This window comes from Paenibacillus faecis, assembly GCF_008084145.1.
Classification (GTDB): domain Bacteria; phylum Bacillota; class Bacilli; order Paenibacillales; family Paenibacillaceae; genus Fontibacillus; species Fontibacillus faecis.
This window is the reverse complement of the sequence record NZ_VSDO01000005.1, coordinates 660,714-677,255: the sequence shown is the minus strand read 5'-3', so window position 1 is coordinate 677,255 and position 16,542 is coordinate 660,714. Positions and strand designations below refer to the sequence as shown.

General features: G+C 54.5%; 17 protein-coding genes and 2 tRNA genes. 4 read left to right on the top strand and 15 right to left on the bottom strand.

The features are described 5' to 3' along the window. Nucleotides 1-12: 12 nt before the first annotated feature. Nucleotides 13-873 carry a phosphate ABC transporter substrate-binding protein gene (locus FRY98_RS24930; RefSeq protein ID WP_148457228.1) on the bottom strand — a complete coding sequence of 287 codons (861 nt, stop codon included), beginning with the start codon at nt 871-873 and terminating at the stop codon, nt 13-15. Between the two features lie 25 nt (nt 874-898). Then, a complete protein-coding gene (locus FRY98_RS24925; RefSeq protein ID WP_148457226.1) occupies nt 899-2,320 on the bottom strand; it encodes a stalk domain-containing protein in 1,422 nt (473 codons plus the stop codon). 283 nt (nt 2,321-2,603) lie between these two features. Here FRY98_RS24925 and FRY98_RS24920 point away from each other — a divergent pair, with 283 nt between their 5' ends. Beyond that, on the top strand, nt 2,604-2,981 hold the full coding sequence (locus FRY98_RS24920) for a PilZ domain-containing protein (RefSeq protein ID WP_170287182.1): 378 nt from the start codon (nt 2,604-2,606) through the stop codon (nt 2,979-2,981). Between the two features lie 78 nt (nt 2,982-3,059). Next, nucleotides 3,060-3,133, top strand: a tRNA-Gly gene (locus FRY98_RS24915). Between the two features lie 216 nt (nt 3,134-3,349). Here the strand turns inward: FRY98_RS24915 and FRY98_RS29240 are convergent. The 6 genes from FRY98_RS29240 to FRY98_RS24885 all read right to left on the bottom strand — a co-directional run bounded on the left by FRY98_RS29240 (nt 3,350) and on the right by FRY98_RS24885 (nt 7,204). After that, a complete protein-coding gene (locus FRY98_RS29240; protein ID WP_276508728.1) occupies nt 3,350-3,748 on the bottom strand; it encodes a transposase family protein in 399 nt (132 codons plus the stop codon). A gap of 82 nt (nt 3,749-3,830) precedes the next feature. Then, the gene (locus FRY98_RS24905; RefSeq protein ID WP_148457220.1) at nt 3,831-4,988 is read right to left on the bottom strand and encodes an MFS transporter; all 1,158 of its coding nucleotides are present in this window, start codon (nt 4,986-4,988) and stop codon (nt 3,831-3,833) included. A 5-nt stretch (nt 4,989-4,993) separates the two neighbouring features. After that, on the bottom strand, nt 4,994-5,533 hold the full coding sequence (locus FRY98_RS24900) for a PadR family transcriptional regulator (RefSeq protein WP_148457218.1): 540 nt from the start codon (nt 5,531-5,533) through the stop codon (nt 4,994-4,996). Nucleotides 5,534-6,328: 795 nt separating this feature from the next. Further along, a tRNA-Arg gene (locus tag FRY98_RS24895) sits at nt 6,329-6,402 on the bottom strand. A gap of 92 nt (nt 6,403-6,494) precedes the next feature. Further along, nucleotides 6,495-6,866: a hypothetical protein gene (locus FRY98_RS24890; protein ID WP_148457216.1), complete on the bottom strand. Its 372-nt coding sequence runs from the start codon at nt 6,864-6,866 to the stop codon at nt 6,495-6,497. Between the two features lie 2 nt (nt 6,867-6,868). After that, nucleotides 6,869-7,204, bottom strand: a complete 336-nt coding sequence (locus FRY98_RS24885) for a hypothetical protein (RefSeq protein WP_148457214.1) — start codon at nt 7,202-7,204, stop codon at nt 6,869-6,871. Nucleotides 7,205-7,355: 151 nt separating this feature from the next. On the opposite strand from FRY98_RS24885, the gene asnB reads away from it, so the two are divergent. Then, the gene (asnB, locus tag FRY98_RS24880; RefSeq protein WP_148457212.1) at nt 7,356-9,200 is read left to right on the top strand and encodes an asparagine synthase (glutamine-hydrolyzing); all 1,845 of its coding nucleotides are present in this window, start codon (nt 7,356-7,358) and stop codon (nt 9,198-9,200) included. Between the two features lie 72 nt (nt 9,201-9,272). On the opposite strand, the gene FRY98_RS24875 is transcribed toward asnB, so the two are convergent. From FRY98_RS24875 to FRY98_RS24865, 3 genes are all read right to left on the bottom strand, one after another. Further along, entirely contained in the window at nt 9,273-9,914 is a 642-nt protein-coding gene (locus tag FRY98_RS24875; protein WP_148457210.1) for an XTP/dITP diphosphatase, read from the bottom strand. Beyond that, complete coding sequence (gene rph, locus FRY98_RS24870; RefSeq protein WP_148457208.1) at nt 9,911-10,669, bottom strand: ribonuclease PH; 759 nt, start codon at nt 10,667-10,669, stop codon at nt 9,911-9,913. Before rph ends, FRY98_RS24875 begins: the two co-directional genes overlap by 4 nt. 170 nt (nt 10,670-10,839) lie before the next feature. Then, a complete protein-coding gene (locus FRY98_RS24865; RefSeq protein WP_148457206.1) occupies nt 10,840-11,907 on the bottom strand; it encodes a GerMN domain-containing protein in 1,068 nt (355 codons plus the stop codon). Between the two features lie 204 nt (nt 11,908-12,111). On the opposite strand from FRY98_RS24865, the gene FRY98_RS24860 reads away from it, so the two are divergent. Next, nucleotides 12,112-12,684, top strand: coding sequence for a phosphatidylglycerophosphatase A family protein (locus FRY98_RS24860; protein ID WP_148457204.1), 573 nt, complete (start codon nt 12,112-12,114; stop codon nt 12,682-12,684). A gap of 95 nt (nt 12,685-12,779) precedes the next feature. Here the strand turns inward: FRY98_RS24860 and FRY98_RS24855 are convergent, their stop codons facing one another. The 4 genes from FRY98_RS24855 to FRY98_RS24840 all read right to left on the bottom strand — a co-directional run bounded on the left by FRY98_RS24855 (nt 12,780) and on the right by FRY98_RS24840 (nt 16,336). After that, nucleotides 12,780-13,772, bottom strand: a complete 993-nt coding sequence (locus FRY98_RS24855) for an MBL fold metallo-hydrolase (protein WP_148457201.1) — start codon at nt 13,770-13,772, stop codon at nt 12,780-12,782. After that, nucleotides 13,769-14,509, bottom strand: a complete 741-nt coding sequence (locus FRY98_RS24850; RefSeq protein ID WP_148457199.1) for a class I SAM-dependent methyltransferase — start codon at nt 14,507-14,509, stop codon at nt 13,769-13,771. The genes FRY98_RS24855 and FRY98_RS24850 overlap by 4 nt, the downstream gene beginning before the upstream one ends. A 193-nt stretch (nt 14,510-14,702) precedes the next feature. Next, on the bottom strand, nt 14,703-15,527 hold the full coding sequence (locus tag FRY98_RS24845) for a carbohydrate ABC transporter permease (RefSeq protein ID WP_148457197.1): 825 nt from the start codon (nt 15,525-15,527) through the stop codon (nt 14,703-14,705). Next, complete coding sequence (locus FRY98_RS24840) at nt 15,524-16,336, bottom strand: carbohydrate ABC transporter permease (RefSeq protein WP_225040498.1); 813 nt, start codon at nt 16,334-16,336, stop codon at nt 15,524-15,526. The genes FRY98_RS24845 and FRY98_RS24840 overlap by 4 nt, the downstream gene beginning before the upstream one ends. Between the last annotated feature and the right edge of the window lie 206 nt (nt 16,337-16,542).

Here is a 16,542-nt window from a genome sequence, read left to right as displayed (position 1 = left end):
ATGCTGCCTGACTTATTTCATTGCCGAGATCGGAATGAACTTTAGCTTTTTCAGGGAACCTTCCTGGAACTTTTTGCTTTGTACGTATTCGATGAATGCTTTCGTTGCTCCGGTAGGCTCTCCCTTCGTCATGTAGTACCCGTAAGACCAAATTTTATATTTGCCGTTGATGACGTTTTCCACCGTGGCTTCAACCCCGTCGTGCTTCACGGCTTTGATGTCAGTTCCACTGATATAGGTCAGGTCGATGTAGCCGATGGAGTTCGGCGTCGTGGCTACGGCTGTTTTCATGTCGCCGCTGGAACCCACTTCCTTGTAGTTCTTCGCCTTCTTCACAATATCCCCGCCGTCAAGCGCCTTGGCTTGATAATTGACGCGCGTGCCCGAACCGAACGAACGGGTAATTACCACGATATCTTCGTCGCTTCCGCCAACCTCTTTCCAGTTGGTGATTTTACCGGCATAAATCCCCTTCAACTGTTCCGTCGTAAGATTGTCCACATTCACGCTTTTATTGACGATTGTGGCAAACGGAATCACCGCCACTTTATTGGCGACTTGCCCTTCGAACGCTTTAAAGCCCGGTACGTCCATACTGGCGTCCCAGTCACAGGCACCGATGTCCGCGATGCCCTTCTTTACAGCCTGCGGGCCGGTAACGGAGCCTTTCCCCGACGCGGCGATCTTTACTTTCGGATGCAGCTTTTGAAACTCTTTAGCAGCCTGCAACGTAAGCGGCAAAAGAGCCGTCGAGCCGTTGACCGTAATTTTCCCCTTCAAATCGTCCTTGGCCCAAGCCGAGCCGGAAATCGTCGTTGACAGCAGCACCGCTGAGGCTACAGCAACCAAAGATAATTTTTTAACCCAATTCATTCAAAAAAACTCCTCTCGCATTATATTATTTAGTTAATTCCGTCGTTTTGCCGTCCTTCACCAAAATCACTTTGCCGTCCGCGATGACCGCGATCGTTCCGTCCGCCGCCACGGCCCATTCCGAAACGGCCGCTTTCGTGCCGAACAATTCCGTCTTCGCGCCCGCTGGAGCTACTTCAAACAGATGGCAACCATTCGCGTCCTCGGCAAGAATCATCAATTTGCCGCCGATCACTTCGCTCGAAACAACATCGACGTCGGCAACCAGATTGCTGATCTTTGTGCCGTCCGGGGAGATAAGCTTCAGGACACTGTTCTGAAGCTGCCCTTCCGGATCGGCGCTGATGTAGCTCGCGCTTCCGTCCGGCAATATGGACAGATATAACTTGTTATCCTGATCTTTGGTCAATTGCACCGGTTTTGCTTCTTTATTGCCAAGTTTCTCCAGCGAGAAAGCTTGCGTTCCGGCTTTGGAATAGTCGATGGTCAGCGACCCTTCCGTGCCTTCTTTGTCCGTTTCGGCTTTGCCGGTCGCGGTCACAAAATACACGAGTTTCTTGCCGTCCGCGGATACTTGGACCTCCGATTTGTTCTCGACTTTGTCAGCCAGCACTTCCGTCACCTTGGCCTCATCCAGACTTATGTATGCAATCTTCTCCTGTTTGTCGCCCTGGATAAAGTAAATCTTCTTTCCGTCTGCCGACCACGTCAAATCCGTTTTCACCGATGTATCGGTGCCAAGCCGTTTCACCGTTCCGTTCCCCATGTTCAGCAGAAACAGGGCGCCGTTCTCATCCGTAAAGGCAGCGGCGGTACGGTCGGGAGAAAGTGCGGCCCCCACGATGTTGCCGTTGTTGGAAAATACGTCGTATTGTCCATTTTTCCCAATTTTGATCAGTTGCGGAATTTCCGCGTCTTCTTGGGTGACGAGTAAATTCCCGGCGGCATCAAACAACGGCGCGGAAAATTGGCCGCTCAAGCGAGCCATGCTGCGGATTTCCCCCGTATCCGGAAGCGCTTCCCCTCCCAAGGCGTTGACAAGCGCAATCGGCTCTACGTAAAGTGAACCTTGTACCGATTGCGGAGCCACCGCAAACTGGGCGTCTGAGCCGTCAACTCGATAGCTTTTGGCGCCGGCCTTCAAAATTACCGCGTGCAATCCCATGCTGTCCGTAACGGTCAATTCGGTGCCCGATTGCTTAATGGACGCTCCCAAGCCGCCCGCCAAATCGCGAAGCGAGTATAAAGCGACTTGGTTTACCGTCACGCTTTTCAGTGAAATACTGGCGCCGTCGATCACCACGCTTTGGTTAACCACTTTCAGTTGGCTTGCGCCGGATTGCGTCGCGGCTGGCTTTTGGCCGGCAGCCGCTGCAGACGTTAACGTCGCCGCCGATGTCACAACCGCGGATGCTAAAATCATGCCCAGAACTCTACTCATCTTCATTCGTTTTCACCCTTTTATATTGGCATCGTAACTATGAATTGATTGTCGTATACATTTGTTAAAGCAATTCCGCTGGATTGTAATACTTTGTAAATTCGCAAAAAAAACAAAACTTTTGTGGAGAGGGACTCTTTTTTTCTTTTTTAAATAAAAAATGTTTCCTTATTAGGAAGGTATAGGGAGAAATATGGGGAATTTCGTCGAAAAATAGGCCCCTGGATCGATGTCTTTCGTCACGATCTTCCGCTATAATCGTAACTACTTTGCCGTGCAGGAGGTATTTATGATTAATCGAAGGACTGAACCGTTTCGCTATTCCTTTAATCCGCCGCTCGATGCTTGGATCGAAATTGTTGAAATCAACGGAAGCCCGTTACCGACCAAACCCGCACCCATCGAATTGGTCGACATCAGCAAATCGGGTTGTCGAATCCGGACCGCGCTAAACCTTCGCGCTTTTTCGCACAACATAAGACTTCTCCTGCATGTACGTCTCAATGAAAACTCTTATGCCTTTACAGGGGAAATTCGTTGGCAAAAGGAGCTTGAACCGCAGATCATCCACTATGGAATATGCCTGCATCTTAGTGATGAAGAGAAAGAGAAGCTGAACGTCGAGTTAAGAGGAATGGCGGCCGCCCGCAGAATCGTCGTCAAGTGAATGGAAAACCACGAGCCAACAAGTCGATGACTTGATCTTTGTCCGGGTTCGCGTTATAATATTCCTTGCTTAGCTTTTGCGGGTGTAGTTCAATGGTAGAACGCCAGCTTCCCAAGCTTGAGGCGAGGGTTCGATTCCCTTCACCCGCTCCATAAAGACTTTGAATATTTTATAAATTGAATACCAGCATATAAACACACTGACTATTTGAGCCAAGAAACTCAAGCGGGAGGTGTTTTTTTGTAGTTTGCATCATACCGGCTGGGGGTATATTGTAAACGAAACACTTCGTTAAACGGGGTGCTTCGTTCATTGTCCAACCTTTAAGGTTTGAAGTTGCCCTTATGTCATAAACTATTCGGATATTTTTACCGGTGTCTTTCCGCATCGCAGTTTCCCTTGGCACATTCCTTGAAACCCGTCCCCTTGCTGCAATCCTTATGAATGTTCCGAACCGTCTTCTCATGAACCCCAATCAAATTCGCAATTCCTACATAAGTATAATCGGCGATTAGCAAGTCTCTGATCATCTTAACGAGCCGTTTGGTCATCCTCCTTTTGCGGTCCACTTCAGAAAGTTCCTCCCAAAATACAGCGGCGCAATTTCTGCACTTGTACCGTCTCCTCAAAATTAGCAAACTAACATGTTTTTGCTTTACAGGCAGGTCCAACACCACTTGCTCCCTACACCCGTGTTTATGTAAAGGCTCCCCGCTCCCGCAATAGGGGCAATTTGTGGGAAAAGACGCTCGCTCTACCGGGATCATCAGATCCCCCGGATATTCCACGACAGGTCCACGGACTTTCAAATCCGACAGACCGTGCCAGTTCTGATGGTTCGCTAACATGTTAGGCCTTTAGCTTGCGGAGAGGGAGCAAATAAATTAGAAACAAGACACTCAAGGTCGTATATGCCGCCGTAAGCCCGAAACGATCCGTCAATGCACTCGCCAGAAGGGGACCGAGCATCATGCCAAGCGAGTAGGCCGTGTTATATGCCGCAAATGTAGCGCCTTGGGAAGAGACCCCTATTTCCTGCGAGATGTCGGCAAGCTTCGGAAGCGCGGGTGTCAACACCAATCCCAAACTGATTCCCAGGCCGATCAACCCGATAATTTGCACCCAAATTTGCGTGGGAAGAGCATTTAGCGGCAATGCGACCGCCGCCATGACAATCCCCATCCGGATCGTTGCAAGATGCCCCAGCCGGGTAGATAATGAACCGATCCAAGGAGCAGCCGCACCGTAAATCAAGGTGACTACCACAAACATCAGACCGATCATGGAGGGGGACAAGTGCAGGTCCTCATTAAAATGAATCGGCAGCGTCGGCTCTATACTTGCAAACAAAGCGGCTCCCACCGTAGCCACGCCAGCGATCACTATTACTCGCTTACTCCGCAGCAAACGGAAGGGGGAAATAAATTTGTCCGCTTTGGTATCGTTCAAATGACGCAGAAGCACAACGCTGATGGTCGCAGCCAAAAGAGCGATTCCCGCCGCGATCAAAAACGGAAGACGGTAGCCGCCCCATTCATACAGCCAGCCCCCGGCCGGCGGACCGAGCAGAATTCCCCCCGCCTGGCCCGACATAGCGATGCCCATCGCTCGGCCGCGCTCATTTGCAGGGAAAACCTCGGCGAGCAAGGAAAGTCCCGCCGTCCACGGCGCCGCCGCCGCTACTCCCTGCATGGCCCGCGCCAGGACCAGAACCCAAAAACTCGAAGAAAACGCATAAACCAAAGTTGTCGCCGACAGCACAATCAGCCCGGCCACCAGCATCTTTTTTCGGCCTAACCGGTCTGCCAGAGCCCCGACGAATGGCGTCGCTATAAATAAAGCGATGGCATAACTGGCAAAAAGCAAGCCGATTTCCGATTGCGAGGCACCCAGCGATTCGGCATGGAGCGGCAGAAACGGAACGATGATACCGTACATTAACATATCCGCAAATATAGCCACGATCACAACCAACAGAACGGATTTTTTAAGGGGGTTGGAATCCATGAAGCTCACACCCCTCTCCCTAAAATCCCCAGTATTTCATCGATGCATTTAAGCTGAAGCTCGCATTGGTCATAAATATTATGAAAAATAACATCGATTTTCGGAGTTATTTCTCCCGGTACATTCCGCTTTTTCTCGTATCCCGATTTCATGCTGGCGTATACCTTTAAAGTTTGCGTTTTCTGCTCTTCCAGAGCTTCCACGATTTGGTCCTCTTCCAGGTTCTCCATAAATGTCAAAGCCGTGTACAGGGATGCGGGGAACATAACGGATGAGTTGGAAAAAGAAGTCTTCAATAAGCGGCTCAATTCTAAAACCCCGTCCTGGGTAATTTTAAAGATGGATTTGGTCCTCATCCCGGTTTTTTCGACCTTTTCCAACACCACTTTCCCTTCCTCCTGCAGTCTTTTTAGAGCATGGTAAATGGATGCCGGCTTCACGTAAGCCCACAAATCGGTCTGGGAAGATTCCATCATCTGCTGAATTTCATACCCCGACATCGGACCGTTGGCTTTTAAAAGTCCCAATACCATGGTACGGGTCATGATTGTTACCTCCTCTAATAACTTTTATAGTAATCGTTTAATACTAAACGTTTAGTATATGGGAAATACTATCACAATTTCCTACGATAAAAAACGGATTTAGGGCATTTCACCACATAATCCGATTTCTCTATAAGTTTGAACTATAGAAAGTTAGTCGGAGTAACTAAGTTGATCTCATTGATTCGGATGAGGTAGTAGAGGATGGCGATATACGCGCTGAGGGGGATGGGGAGGGGACGGGGATCAAATTAACGGGAATTCCTCCCGTTAATTGGGTGCCTATACGGCTGCAGAGGTGGATTAACGGGAAAAACTCCCGCTAATTCGGCTGAAATCGCATATATCGGCGGTTAGGTCGCAAAATAGCTGGAATTTTTCCAGCTAAATCGAATCTAAGGGACAATAGTGGAAAATTAACGGGAGGTTTTCCCGTTAATTTGTGGAGTGTGTAGACTGGTTGCAGACAGTGCCGCTTTATATCTACTTTGGGTGGAATTCTACACAGTCGCGCTCCCGCGCGAGACTCCGCTCGCCCCTCCCCCGCTAATCCGCGGGTGGTCTCGCTCCGACGAACTCCTACTGGGGTTCTCATCCCTTGGGACGAAAGAAACCAGTCCATATCATGGACTGGTTTCCTATACGTCCCAGGAGGGGTACTCGCGCTTCCGCGCGAGACTCCGCTCGCCCCTCCCCCGCTAATCCGCGGGTGGTCTCGCTCCGACGAACCCCACTGGGGGTTCTCATCCCTTGGGACGAAAGAAACCAGTCCATATCATGGACTGGTTTCCTATACGTCCCAGGAGGGATTCGAACCCCCGACCGACGGCTTAGAAGGCCGTTGCTCTATCCAGCTGAGCTACTGGGACACAAAGTTATGTAAAAAGGATGCGTTATTTATTATAACGCATCCTTTCTATTTTTCAAAGGGGTTATTTGGCCTTATGACAATTTTGGGCCGTCACTCCCCCGAAATGGACGGCGATAGTCCGTCGTCAAGCCGTTCCTTGATCGCGCGGTCCGCCAGCAGGCGCTGCAGAAACTCGGCCCGCTGCCGCTCGGGAGACGGCCAGCCCTCGCGGCAAAAATCCTGCTCGGCCACCTCCTCAAACGCCTGGTGCATATTGTTGTCGTACCAGTCTGTTTCGAGGTCGGCATCGCTCTGGATCATGCGCACGATTTCGTACTCCCCGCCCTGTCCGCCGGACGAACGAGCCACGTACACAAAAAGATCGGGGTCGTCCACCGCCCCCGGGCGGACCAGGATTTCCCCGCAAGGCGTTCCTTCAACTTCGGTGATCCGCCGGAATACGGCATCCTTGATGTAGTACATCCCTAAACCTCCTCGCTCTCCACCATCCCGGGAGAAATCCGGAGGGAGCGGTGTAACTGTTCACGCGTTTCCTCGGTACCCAGCTTGTAAATCTGCCGATAAAGTTCATCCACTTGGCTTTGGTAGCTGGCGTTCACGTCCTCCTCGGGACTATCCGGCCAAGGATACGTGTAGGCAAAAAAGGTGCTCACTTCTTTTTCATCAATTTGCTCCAACATATGACGTATCGTGTCAGCTTCTTCCGGGGTCGCGCGGATCTCCCACTCATAACCCGTCGCGCCCTGATCCTCCAGCAAGGACCGGCCTTGCAGGGATACATAGTATGTTTTTTTCTCCATCGCCTACCTCCTGGCCCCGGGGAAATCCCCCGTTTGCTCATAGTTTTCCTTTAAGGACAGACATTTTATGCCCCGGGTAGGCATAATTTGTTAGTACTTTTCAGCCGGCCCAAAATGGGAACGTAAGCGATCATAGAGAGGAGAAACCACCATGTGCGGAATCACGGGTTTTATCGAATGGAATCGAGATTTGACGGCAGAGCTGGACCTGGTGCTGTCGATGACATCCTGTTTGGAAAAAAGAGGGCCGGACGCCCAAGGGACCTGGATATCCGGGCCCTGCGCTTTCGGGCATCGGCGGCTGAGCGTCATGGATCCCGAAAACGGCGCTCAGCCGATGGTGATTCAGGAGGAAGATGCCGTTTACAGCATCGTATATAACGGGGAGATCTACAACGCCCCCGAACTAAAAGACGAACTTCGCCGCAGGGGTCGTTCATTCCGGACAAACTGCGATACGGAGGTACTGCTCCAATCCTACATCGAGTGGGGGCCGGATTGCGTTTACCGGCTGAACGGCATCTTCGCTTTCGCGGTCTGGGATAGCGTAAGACAGCACGTTTGTTTCGCCCGCGACCGGCTCGGCGTCAAACCGCTGTTTTACAGCGAGCTTGACGGGACGTTGATCTTTGCCTCCGAGCCCAAGTCGATCCTCAAGCATCCGAAGATGGAAGCCGTCGTCGGGCCGGAAGGACTGGCGGAAATCTTCGTCATCGGGCCGGCTCGAACGCCGGGGCATGGGGTCTATCGCGACATGAACGAGCTGCGGCCCGGCCAGGTCATGATCTACAACCGGTCCGGGCTCCGTACGTACGCTTACTGGAAGCTGGAGGCCGAGCCGCACACGGATTCCGTGGAAGCGACCGCAGGCGAGATCCGCAGCCTGCTGCAGGATACGATGGAACGTCAGCTCATCTCGGACGTTCCGGTCTGCACCCTGCTCTCCGGCGGTCTCGATTCCAGCGCCCTGACCGCGCTGGCCGTCGATTATTACCGGCGGACCGGGCAGGGTCAGGTGCATACGTATTCGGTGGACTACACCGATAACGACAAGTATTTTCAGGCCCACAGCTTTCAGCCGGGGGCCGACACCCCCTGGATCAAACGGATGGTCGAGGAGCTCGGCACGGAGCATCACTGGATCTCGTTTGATACCCCCGAGCTTGTCGGCGCGCTGCCGGACTCCACCCAGGCCCGGGACCTGCCAGGGATGGCCGATGTGGACGCCTCCCTCCTCCTGTTCTGCCGGGAGATCAAAAAGGGCGCCACCGTCGCCATTTCCGGGGAGGCCGCCGATGAAGTGTTCGGCGGATATCCGTGGTTCCACCGGGAGGAATTGCTCGGCTCCGGCACGTTTCCGTGGTCGATCGCCACCGGGCTGCGCGCCGGCCTCCTCTCGCCGGAAATCCGCGATTGGATCGCCCCGGAGCGGTACGTCGCGGACCGGTACAGCGAGGCCTTGGAAGAGGTGCCTCAACTGAACGGGGAAACCCCGGAACAGGCCCGCATGCGCACGATGTCGTATCTGAATATCACCCGGTTCATGCCGACCCTGTTGGACCGCAAGGACCGAATGAGCATGGCGGCCGGATTGGAAGTGCGCGTGCCTTATTGCGATCACCGTCTCGTTCAGTACGTTTGGAATATCCCCTGGGAGATGAAAACGACGGGCGGCCGGGAGAAAGGGATTTTGCGCAAGGCGCTGGAAGGAGTTCTTCCGGACGATGTCCTCTACCGCAAAAAAAGCCCCTACCCCAAAACGCATCATCCGGCCTATCTGGAGGCGGTGCGGGGACAGATGCTCGAAATTCTGGATAACCCCGCCTCGCCCATCCTGCCGCTGATCGATGCGGACCGGATCCGCGAAATCGCCGCTTCTCCGGAGTCTTCGTCCCACCTGCCCTGGTTCGGCCAGTTGATGTCCGGGCCGCAGCTCTTTGCCTACCTGGCTCAGGTCAACCACTGGCTGACCACCTACAAGGTGGCCATCCGCTAGGCCGCCATGCAACTTCAACCAAAGAAGCCGCATTCCCTGCGAACAAGCGCGGAATGCGGCTTTCTAATTTTTCTATAGCTTGTGCACGGTTTGCTCCAGCTTCTCCGCCAGTTCTCGCAGCGCCGCTCCCCGGTGGCTGACCGCCTGCTTCTCTTCCAGGGTCAGCTCGGCGAGCGTCTTCTCGTACGACGGCAGGTAAAACAGCGGATCATAACCGAAGCCGCCGCCCCCCGCCGGCTCCGAGGTGATCCAGCCTTCCACGGTGCCGGAGGCTTCGGTAAATTCCCCCGTCGCCGGGTCATACAGCGCCAAATGGCAGACGAACCGGGCGGTGCTCAGCAGCGGCTGCTCCGTATCTTCGCCCTGCTGCAGCTTCTCGAGTTCCGCGAGCAGCTTGCGGTTGTTTTCTTCATCCGCAGCGCCCTCCCCCGCGTATCTGGCGGAATAGACGCCGGGCTCCCCGTTCAGTTTATCGACGCAGAGACCGGAATCGTCCGCAAGGACGGGGTGCCCGAGCAAATCCCCGGCGGTCTTGGCCTTCTTCCTGGCATTCTCCGCAAAAGTCTCGCCGTCCTCAACGATTTCCGGGACCTGCGGGTAGTCGTACATGCTGTGTACCGGCTTGCCCAAAAACTTCAGCGCATGCGCGAACTCGCGCACCTTCCCCTGATTGCGGGTAGCGACGATAATCACGGAATCCTCTCGGTTGCTCATGCATTTGCCCCCGTTTCGCCGCCGGATATTTTTAAGCCGATCGGTCCCAAAGCTTCGCGCTGCTGCTCGATCATCTCCCGGATTCCTTTCTCCGCAAGCTGCAGCAACCCGTCCAGCTCCTGTCTCGAGAAAGGCTTCTCCTCGCCCGTTCCCTGGACCTCGACGAACTGTCCTTGCCCCGTCATGACGACGTTCATATCGACCTTGGCTTTCGAATCCTCTTCATAGTTCAGATCAAGCAGCATCTGTTCGCCCACGACGCCGACGCTCACGGACGCCAAATAATCCGTTATCGGAAATACGGGCAGGGAGTGCTTGACCGCAAGCTTGTTTACCGCGTAAGCGAGTGCGATAAAAGCGCCGGTGATGGACGTCGTCCGCGTTCCTCCATCCGCCTGGATCACGTCGCAGTCGACCGTGATGGACCGTTCGCCAAGCGCCTGCAGATCGACGACCGACCGCAGCGCCCGGCCGATGAGACGCTGGATTTCCATCGTTCGGCCGCTGAGCTTGCCCCGGGCCGATTCGCGCTGGTTCCGCGTATTCGTCGCCCTCGGAAGCATGGCGTACTCGGCGGTCACCCAGCCTTTGCCCTGTCCCTTCATAAACATCGGCACCTTCTCCTCGACCGTGGCCGTGCACATGACTTTCGTGTCGCCGACCTCGATATAGACGGAGCCTTCCGCATATTTGTTGATGTCCACGGTCAATTTCATCGGCCGCCGCTCATCCGCTCCACGCCCGTTTATTCTCATTCTGATTGCCTCCTACGTTTCATGCTGTCTTTATAATGACTTTCCCTATTCTACCAAAGTGTGGGCATAAAAGCATCATTCCATTCCTCCCGCCGCCCAAATCCCGATGTCGCCGAGCAGGCGGAAAAAGACCCGCTTTCCGCGGGTCCCCTTACTCCCCAAACCCGCTTTTACAACGGGATTTCATTGATGCGTTCGGGGCGCAGGACCGGCTCCCCGTATTTCTGGTTGTCCATGCCGACGACGTCCTTTTGCCCGTTCAGCCAGATTCGCACCTTTTTGTCCGGCGCGTTCTCCGTCACCGTCAGCACCACCGATTGCAGCATCTGGGCGGGCAGCTTCTCGCCCGGCTCGAACATATCGTCCTCGAGGGAGACGGTAATCACCCCATCCTCAGACAGCTCCACGGCTTTCAGGACCGAATTGTCCGTAAGAACGCGCTCCAGGCCGTCCCCGCGGGCCGGACCCTTGATCAGTTCGCCCAGCGCCCCCGTCACCGGATTGCTGTCCGCATCGACAAACCGGGTCACCGGAACGAAATACGGCTCCCCGTCGGGGTTCGACGCCGAGAAAAAGACCGTGACCGGTCGCTTTTGCGAAAGGCTCGTTCCCTCACCCAACTGCAGGTTGATCCCGACGCTGCGGGTCAGCGGCCGATCCAGCGGAAAACCGTTGACGGGCATTTCGTTGAGTTTGGCTCCATCCATCCAAAGCTGGACCTTGTCGATGTCGGGATCGTCCACAAGCGTCCGGGTGACCGCCTCCACGATTTTGCGTTCGTCCTCGGCGGCATAGTTCCCGAACGATTTGTTAAATTCCACGACCGCCAGCTTCTCGTCTTTTTTCAACGTGACGGCCTGGACCTGGGTTCCCTGCGGAAGCACTCCTTTAAATCCGGCCGGCAGCATGCCCTCATAAGCTCCGTCGGTTACGAGCATCTCCAGCATCCGGTTCAGCTTATCGGCAGCATCGCCTTTGCCTTTGGGCAAATGGAGAGAGACGGGCGCCAGCAACCCCTGCTCGTTCTGCAAATAAACGGTGGACAACGATTCCTCGGTTTCCGCAGCGGACCGATTCGCGGTTTCCAGTGACTTCAACATCTGCATTTCCATCTCGCTCGGGGGCGGATCGATTTGCGCCGAAGAGCCTGTCCCGAACAAACTGCAGCCCCCAAGCACCAGCGGAATGGCCAACACGCCGGCCACGGCGGTTTTTCGTAAATGGCGGTTTGAGATCATAACCGGGTTTCCTCCTCAACTGACCTGTTCTGGGATTGCCCGAAAAGATGACTTTTTGAACAACCTCTATTACTATGTATACGAGCCCTCTTTCGGAAAATAACTAATTTTTCGGGAAGGTGGACAGACTGCATCATAGCTATGTGTCTTTGACGGGAATCCTAAGGCAGGCACTTTGAAAATTGCGAGGAGTAGGTGAAGGATATGGACATCGAACCAAGAAAAGCAAAAGCGCCTTACAGTCTGAACAGTAAAAAGGTGGCCGACGCCACGAAAATGTGGCTGGAGAAAAGGGGCGTCAAAATCGAGGAAATCGCCGAATTGGTGATGCTGCTTCAAAAAAAGTATTATCCGAATCTGACCATGGAAGAATGCATTCATAATGTCGAGCAAGTGCTTAAAAAACGGGAGGTCCAAAACGCGGTGCTCACGGGAATCCAACTGGACATTCTCAGCGAGCAAGGTCTGCTGATCCCCGAGCTTCAGGATATGATCGCCAACGATGAGGGCTTGTACGGCGTGGACGAAATCCTCGCCTTTTCCATCGTGAATGTTTATGGAAGCATCGGCTTTACGAACTACGGCTATGTGGACAAGTTAAAGCCGGGGGTTTTGGAGCGCCTGAACGACAAAACGCTCGGCCCTTGCAACACGTTCCTGGACGATATCGTCGGCGCGGTAGCGGCCTCCGCCAGCAGCCGGATCGCCCACCGCAAGCAGACGGAACGGGAGATGGAGCAAGGCGAAGAGACGCTCGGCCAGGACATCGTCCGTTAAACATGCGTAAAAGGCTGTCCCGCCCCTCTCGTTCAAGATGAAGGGCGGGACAGCCTTTTTTTCGCCAATTAACGGGATATTCTCCCTTTAAAATGTTACGCGAGCCGGTATGCCACGGTTCCGTCCAGGTCGGCGGCTTCTTCGACCGCCCGGCCCCGACGGACCAGCTCCACCAGATGCGCCAGCGCCTCCGACATGGCGAAGCGCATCTGGTGAATGCCGAGGTCCGTCCCAAACAGGGCGGCGCAGACTTCAAAGCCGCTCATCTCCCCGCGGGCCAGCAGCGCTTCGATCATGGCGAGTCGCTCCTCGTGATGGGCGATCAGCGCGGCACACCGTTCCGCGAAATGGGGGAACGGATTCCGGTGGCCGGGGAACGCCTTGGCCACCTCCACCGCCCGTAGTTTGGCCAGGGAAGCCATGAAGGTCTGCAGCGGCTGCGGATCACTGCCCGGCAGCAGGCTTACATTGGGCGAAATTTGCGGCAGCACGGCATCCCCGCACAGGATCAGCCTGCGTTCTTCTTCGTAAAGCGACAGATGCCCCGGGGCATGCCCTCCGGTCTCGATCGCCATCCAGCGCCGTCCGCCCATGACCAGCCGATCGCCTTCCTTCAGAAAACGGACGGAAGGCGGCGGCGTCACCTGCGCAAAAAAGCTCCGCAGATGGGCCGGGAGCTGCCCGCTCCATTCCTCCGGCATCCCGTGCCGCCGGTAAAGGCTCGGCAGCGCTTCGTTCATCGTGCTGCCCGATCCCCACATCCGCCCCGTCTCCTCATAGGCCCGCTCGGACATATAGACTTCGGCTCCGGTGAGCGATTGCAGGTACCCGGCCAAACCGTAGTGATCCGGATGGTGGTGGGTCAGTACGATGGACACGACTTCATCGGGGGACACCCCGAGGGTGTCCCATGCCGCCTCCCATACGGCTTCCGATGCCTCCGACCGGGGACCGGGATCCACGATCGCCACGCCTTCCGGTCCGCGAAGAAGGTAACTGTTGACCCAACGGAGCGGCGGAGCCATCGGAATTCGGAGCCGGACCAGGTCCTCTTCGTCAAATCTTTCAAAATCGACCGCTTGAATCATGGACGCCTCCCCACCATGATCATGCGGGGCGACCGCTCGGGATCGTAGCGCTCCTCGTCGTAGCCGCCGTGCACTTGCTCCAGCACAAGCCCCGCCTCGACCAGCATCGCCTCGAAAGTCTCCCGCGAATACAGCTTGATCCGCTCCACATAACGCCGGGGCGCTTCCCCGGGATTCGCTTCATTCGTAATGGTAATCCATTTTTTTACATAGCCCTGCTCAATCGCCCGCTGTTCGTCAATGCGCTGACCGTCATCGACCCGCTGCGAAACGGGTACCAAATGAGCCGCCGTATATGCCGGGTTCAAAAAGTCGATGATAAACCGTCCCTGCGGCTTCAGCATCCTGTGGATTTCCCGAAGCACCTTGACGTGCTCCTCGTCCCGTTCAAAATATCCGAACGAGCTGAACAGGTTGACGACCGCGTCATATCCGCCGTCCAGCGGCAATTTCCTCATATCCGCCCGCAGCCAGGCCACTCTGCCTTCCGGATCGTTCCTGCGCGCTTCCCGGAGCAGCACCTCGGACAAATCGACCCCCGTCACCTCGAAGCCCGATTCGGCGAGAGCCAGCGAATGCCGCCCCATTCCGCAGCACAGATCCAGCACCTTGGCCCCTTTGGGCAGTCCCAGCCAGGACGTCATTTTATGTACTTCCCGCTTAGCGCCTTGCACATCCCGGTGTTTGTAAACGAGCAAATAGTCTTCGCCAAAACTTTCCTCAAACCATTCCGCCATCCTCTTCTCCTCCCCGTTCCTTAGCCCCTGCTTACTCTATCTATGGGTTCATAGCTTTAATTGTACCTCCTGGCTCCTTCCGAAACAAAGGAGAAAAATCGACAAAGACCGCCCCAAACAAAGTCTGTTCGGAACGGTCCCCGCTTAACCCGGCGAAGCCCGGGATAGGGATATGGGTGAATGAATCGATCTTTTATTTCACGGAGCCTGTCATTCCCGCGACAAATTGCTTCTGCATGACGAAGAAGACGATGGCCGTAGGCAGCGTTGTAATGACGATCGCGGACATGATCAGCCCGTAGTCGGGCGCGTAACCGGAGCCCAGGTTGGAGATCAGCAGCGGTACGGTCATATTCTCCGGCGATTGCAGGACGATGAGCGGCCACAGGTAATTGTTCCAACTGCTCAAAAAGGTGATGATCGCCGCGGCCGCGTAAGTCGATTTCATCGTCGGCATATAGATGCGGAGAAACAGGCCGAGTTCGGACAGACCGTCGATTCGCCCGGCCTCCATCATATCCTTGGGAAACATCTTCGTGCTCTGCCGGAAAAAGAAAATCAGAAACGCGGTCGTAAACGTCGGCAGGATGACGGACGCCGCCGTATCGATCCCCAGAAAAGGCACGACCGAAGACAGCTTGGCGAACATCCGGAACAGCGGCACCATAATCGCGGCAAACGGAATCATCATGGAAGCCAGCAGAATATTAAATACGATGTCCTTGCTGCGGCTGCGGTACATTTCAAACCCGTAGCCGGCCGCCGAAGCGACCAGCAGGGACAGCACGGTCGTTACAATGGAAATTTTCGCGGAATTCCACAGGGCCCCCCACATATCCACGGTGCTGAACAGATTTTTCAAGTTCTCCAGCAAATGCGAGCCGGGGATCAACGTACCTTTCGTCACTTCAACGGAAGGGTTCGTGGCGCTGACCACCATCCAGATAAACGGAAAAACGGAAATCAGAGCGGCGATTCCCAGAAAGAGGTACGTAAATCCACGTTTGGTTCGGTTCATCGTTTATCGCCTCCAATTTTGTTCTGCAGCATCGTCAAAATCACCACCATCAAGACGATCGAATAGGAGACGGTTGCCGCATAGCCGAAATCCGGCGTGTATTCGAAGGACAGATTGTAAATATACTGGGAAATCGACATGGTCGCGTTGCCGGGACCGCCCTTCGTGATGTTGACCACCTCGTCAAAGAGCTGCAGCGTTCCGATTGTCGATGTGATTGTCGTAAACAAAATGATCGGCTTCAAGAGAGGAATCGTGATTTTGAAAAATTGAGTAATGGCCCCCGCTCCATCGATCCTCGCCGCTTCATACACGGATTTATCGATATTTTGCAAAGAAGACAGGTAAAAGATCATATTATAGCCGGTAAAACGCCAGGTAATCGCAATAATGATGGTAACTTTGGCCCAGAACGGGTCGGTGATCCATTGGATCGGATCCTGAATCAGATGCAGGTTCAGCAAAAATTTGTTGACGATGCCGTCGGGGCCGAACATGTATTTAAACACGACCGAGTAAGCGACCAGCGACGTCACGGTGGGCAGAAAGATCGCCGTACGGAAAAAACCTTTGAATTTCAGTCGGTCGTCGTTGAGCAGGACGGCGATAAAAATCGCCAGTACCAGCATGATCGGAACCTGGACGATCAAATAAATGAACGTGTTTTTTACGGCCGTAATGAAATTCGCGTCACTGAACAGCCGGATATAATTGTCGGCGCCCACGAAGCTCAAATTACTGCCTCTCCCGGATTTTAAGGACAGGATAAAGGCTTGAACCATCGGATAAAAGTAAAAAATGCTGATCATAAGAACCGGGATCAGGACGAACAACCATCCCGTCTGACTCGTCCGCCTCCGGGCGTTGTAGCCGCCGCGGGGCCGCGGGTTTATTTCGGTACCGACCGTTTTCACATCGCTCCACACCCTTCTATGTTTAACCTTTTCCTTCGTTTCCCCGGAGGATGTTCCCCCGCCCTTTTCCAAGAAGCCTCGGCTTTATTCGGAGAAGGGCG

Coding starts and splice junctions, on each gene's coding strand:
- FRY98_RS24930 (WP_148457228.1), bottom strand. CDS start 873: ATGAATTGGGTTAAAAAATTATCTTTGGTTGCTGTAGCCTCAGCGGTG.
- FRY98_RS24925 (WP_148457226.1), bottom strand. CDS start 2,320: ATGAAGATGAGTAGAGTTCTGGGCATGATTTTAGCATCCGCGGTTGTG.
- FRY98_RS24920 (WP_170287182.1), top strand. CDS start 2,604: ATGATTAATCGAAGGACTGAACCGTTTCGCTATTCCTTTAATCCGCCG.
- FRY98_RS29240 (WP_276508728.1), bottom strand. CDS start 3,748: ATGATCCCGGTAGAGCGAGCGTCTTTTCCCACAAATTGCCCCTATTGC.
- FRY98_RS24905 (WP_148457220.1), bottom strand. CDS start 4,988: ATGGATTCCAACCCCCTTAAAAAATCCGTTCTGTTGGTTGTGATCGTG.
- FRY98_RS24900 (WP_148457218.1), bottom strand. CDS start 5,533: ATGACCCGTACCATGGTATTGGGACTTTTAAAAGCCAACGGTCCGATG.
- FRY98_RS24890 (WP_148457216.1), bottom strand. CDS start 6,866: ATGTACTACATCAAGGATGCCGTATTCCGGCGGATCACCGAAGTTGAA.
- FRY98_RS24885 (WP_148457214.1), bottom strand. CDS start 7,204: ATGGAGAAAAAAACATACTATGTATCCCTGCAAGGCCGGTCCTTGCTG.
- asnB (WP_148457212.1), top strand. CDS start 7,356: ATGTGCGGAATCACGGGTTTTATCGAATGGAATCGAGATTTGACGGCA.
- FRY98_RS24875 (WP_148457210.1), bottom strand. CDS start 9,914: ATGAGCAACCGAGAGGATTCCGTGATTATCGTCGCTACCCGCAATCAG.
- rph (WP_148457208.1), bottom strand. CDS start 10,669: ATGAGAATAAACGGGCGTGGAGCGGATGAGCGGCGGCCGATGAAATTG.
- FRY98_RS24865 (WP_148457206.1), bottom strand. CDS start 11,907: ATGATCTCAAACCGCCATTTACGAAAAACCGCCGTGGCCGGCGTGTTG.
- FRY98_RS24860 (WP_148457204.1), top strand. CDS start 12,112: ATGGACATCGAACCAAGAAAAGCAAAAGCGCCTTACAGTCTGAACAGT.
- FRY98_RS24855 (WP_148457201.1), bottom strand. CDS start 13,772: ATGATTCAAGCGGTCGATTTTGAAAGATTTGACGAAGAGGACCTGGTC.
- FRY98_RS24850 (WP_148457199.1), bottom strand. CDS start 14,509: ATGGCGGAATGGTTTGAGGAAAGTTTTGGCGAAGACTATTTGCTCGTT.
- FRY98_RS24845 (WP_148457197.1), bottom strand. CDS start 15,527: ATGAACCGAACCAAACGTGGATTTACGTACCTCTTTCTGGGAATCGCC.
- FRY98_RS24840 (WP_225040498.1), bottom strand. CDS start 16,336: ATGATCAGCATTTTTTACTTTTATCCGATGGTTCAAGCCTTTATCCTG.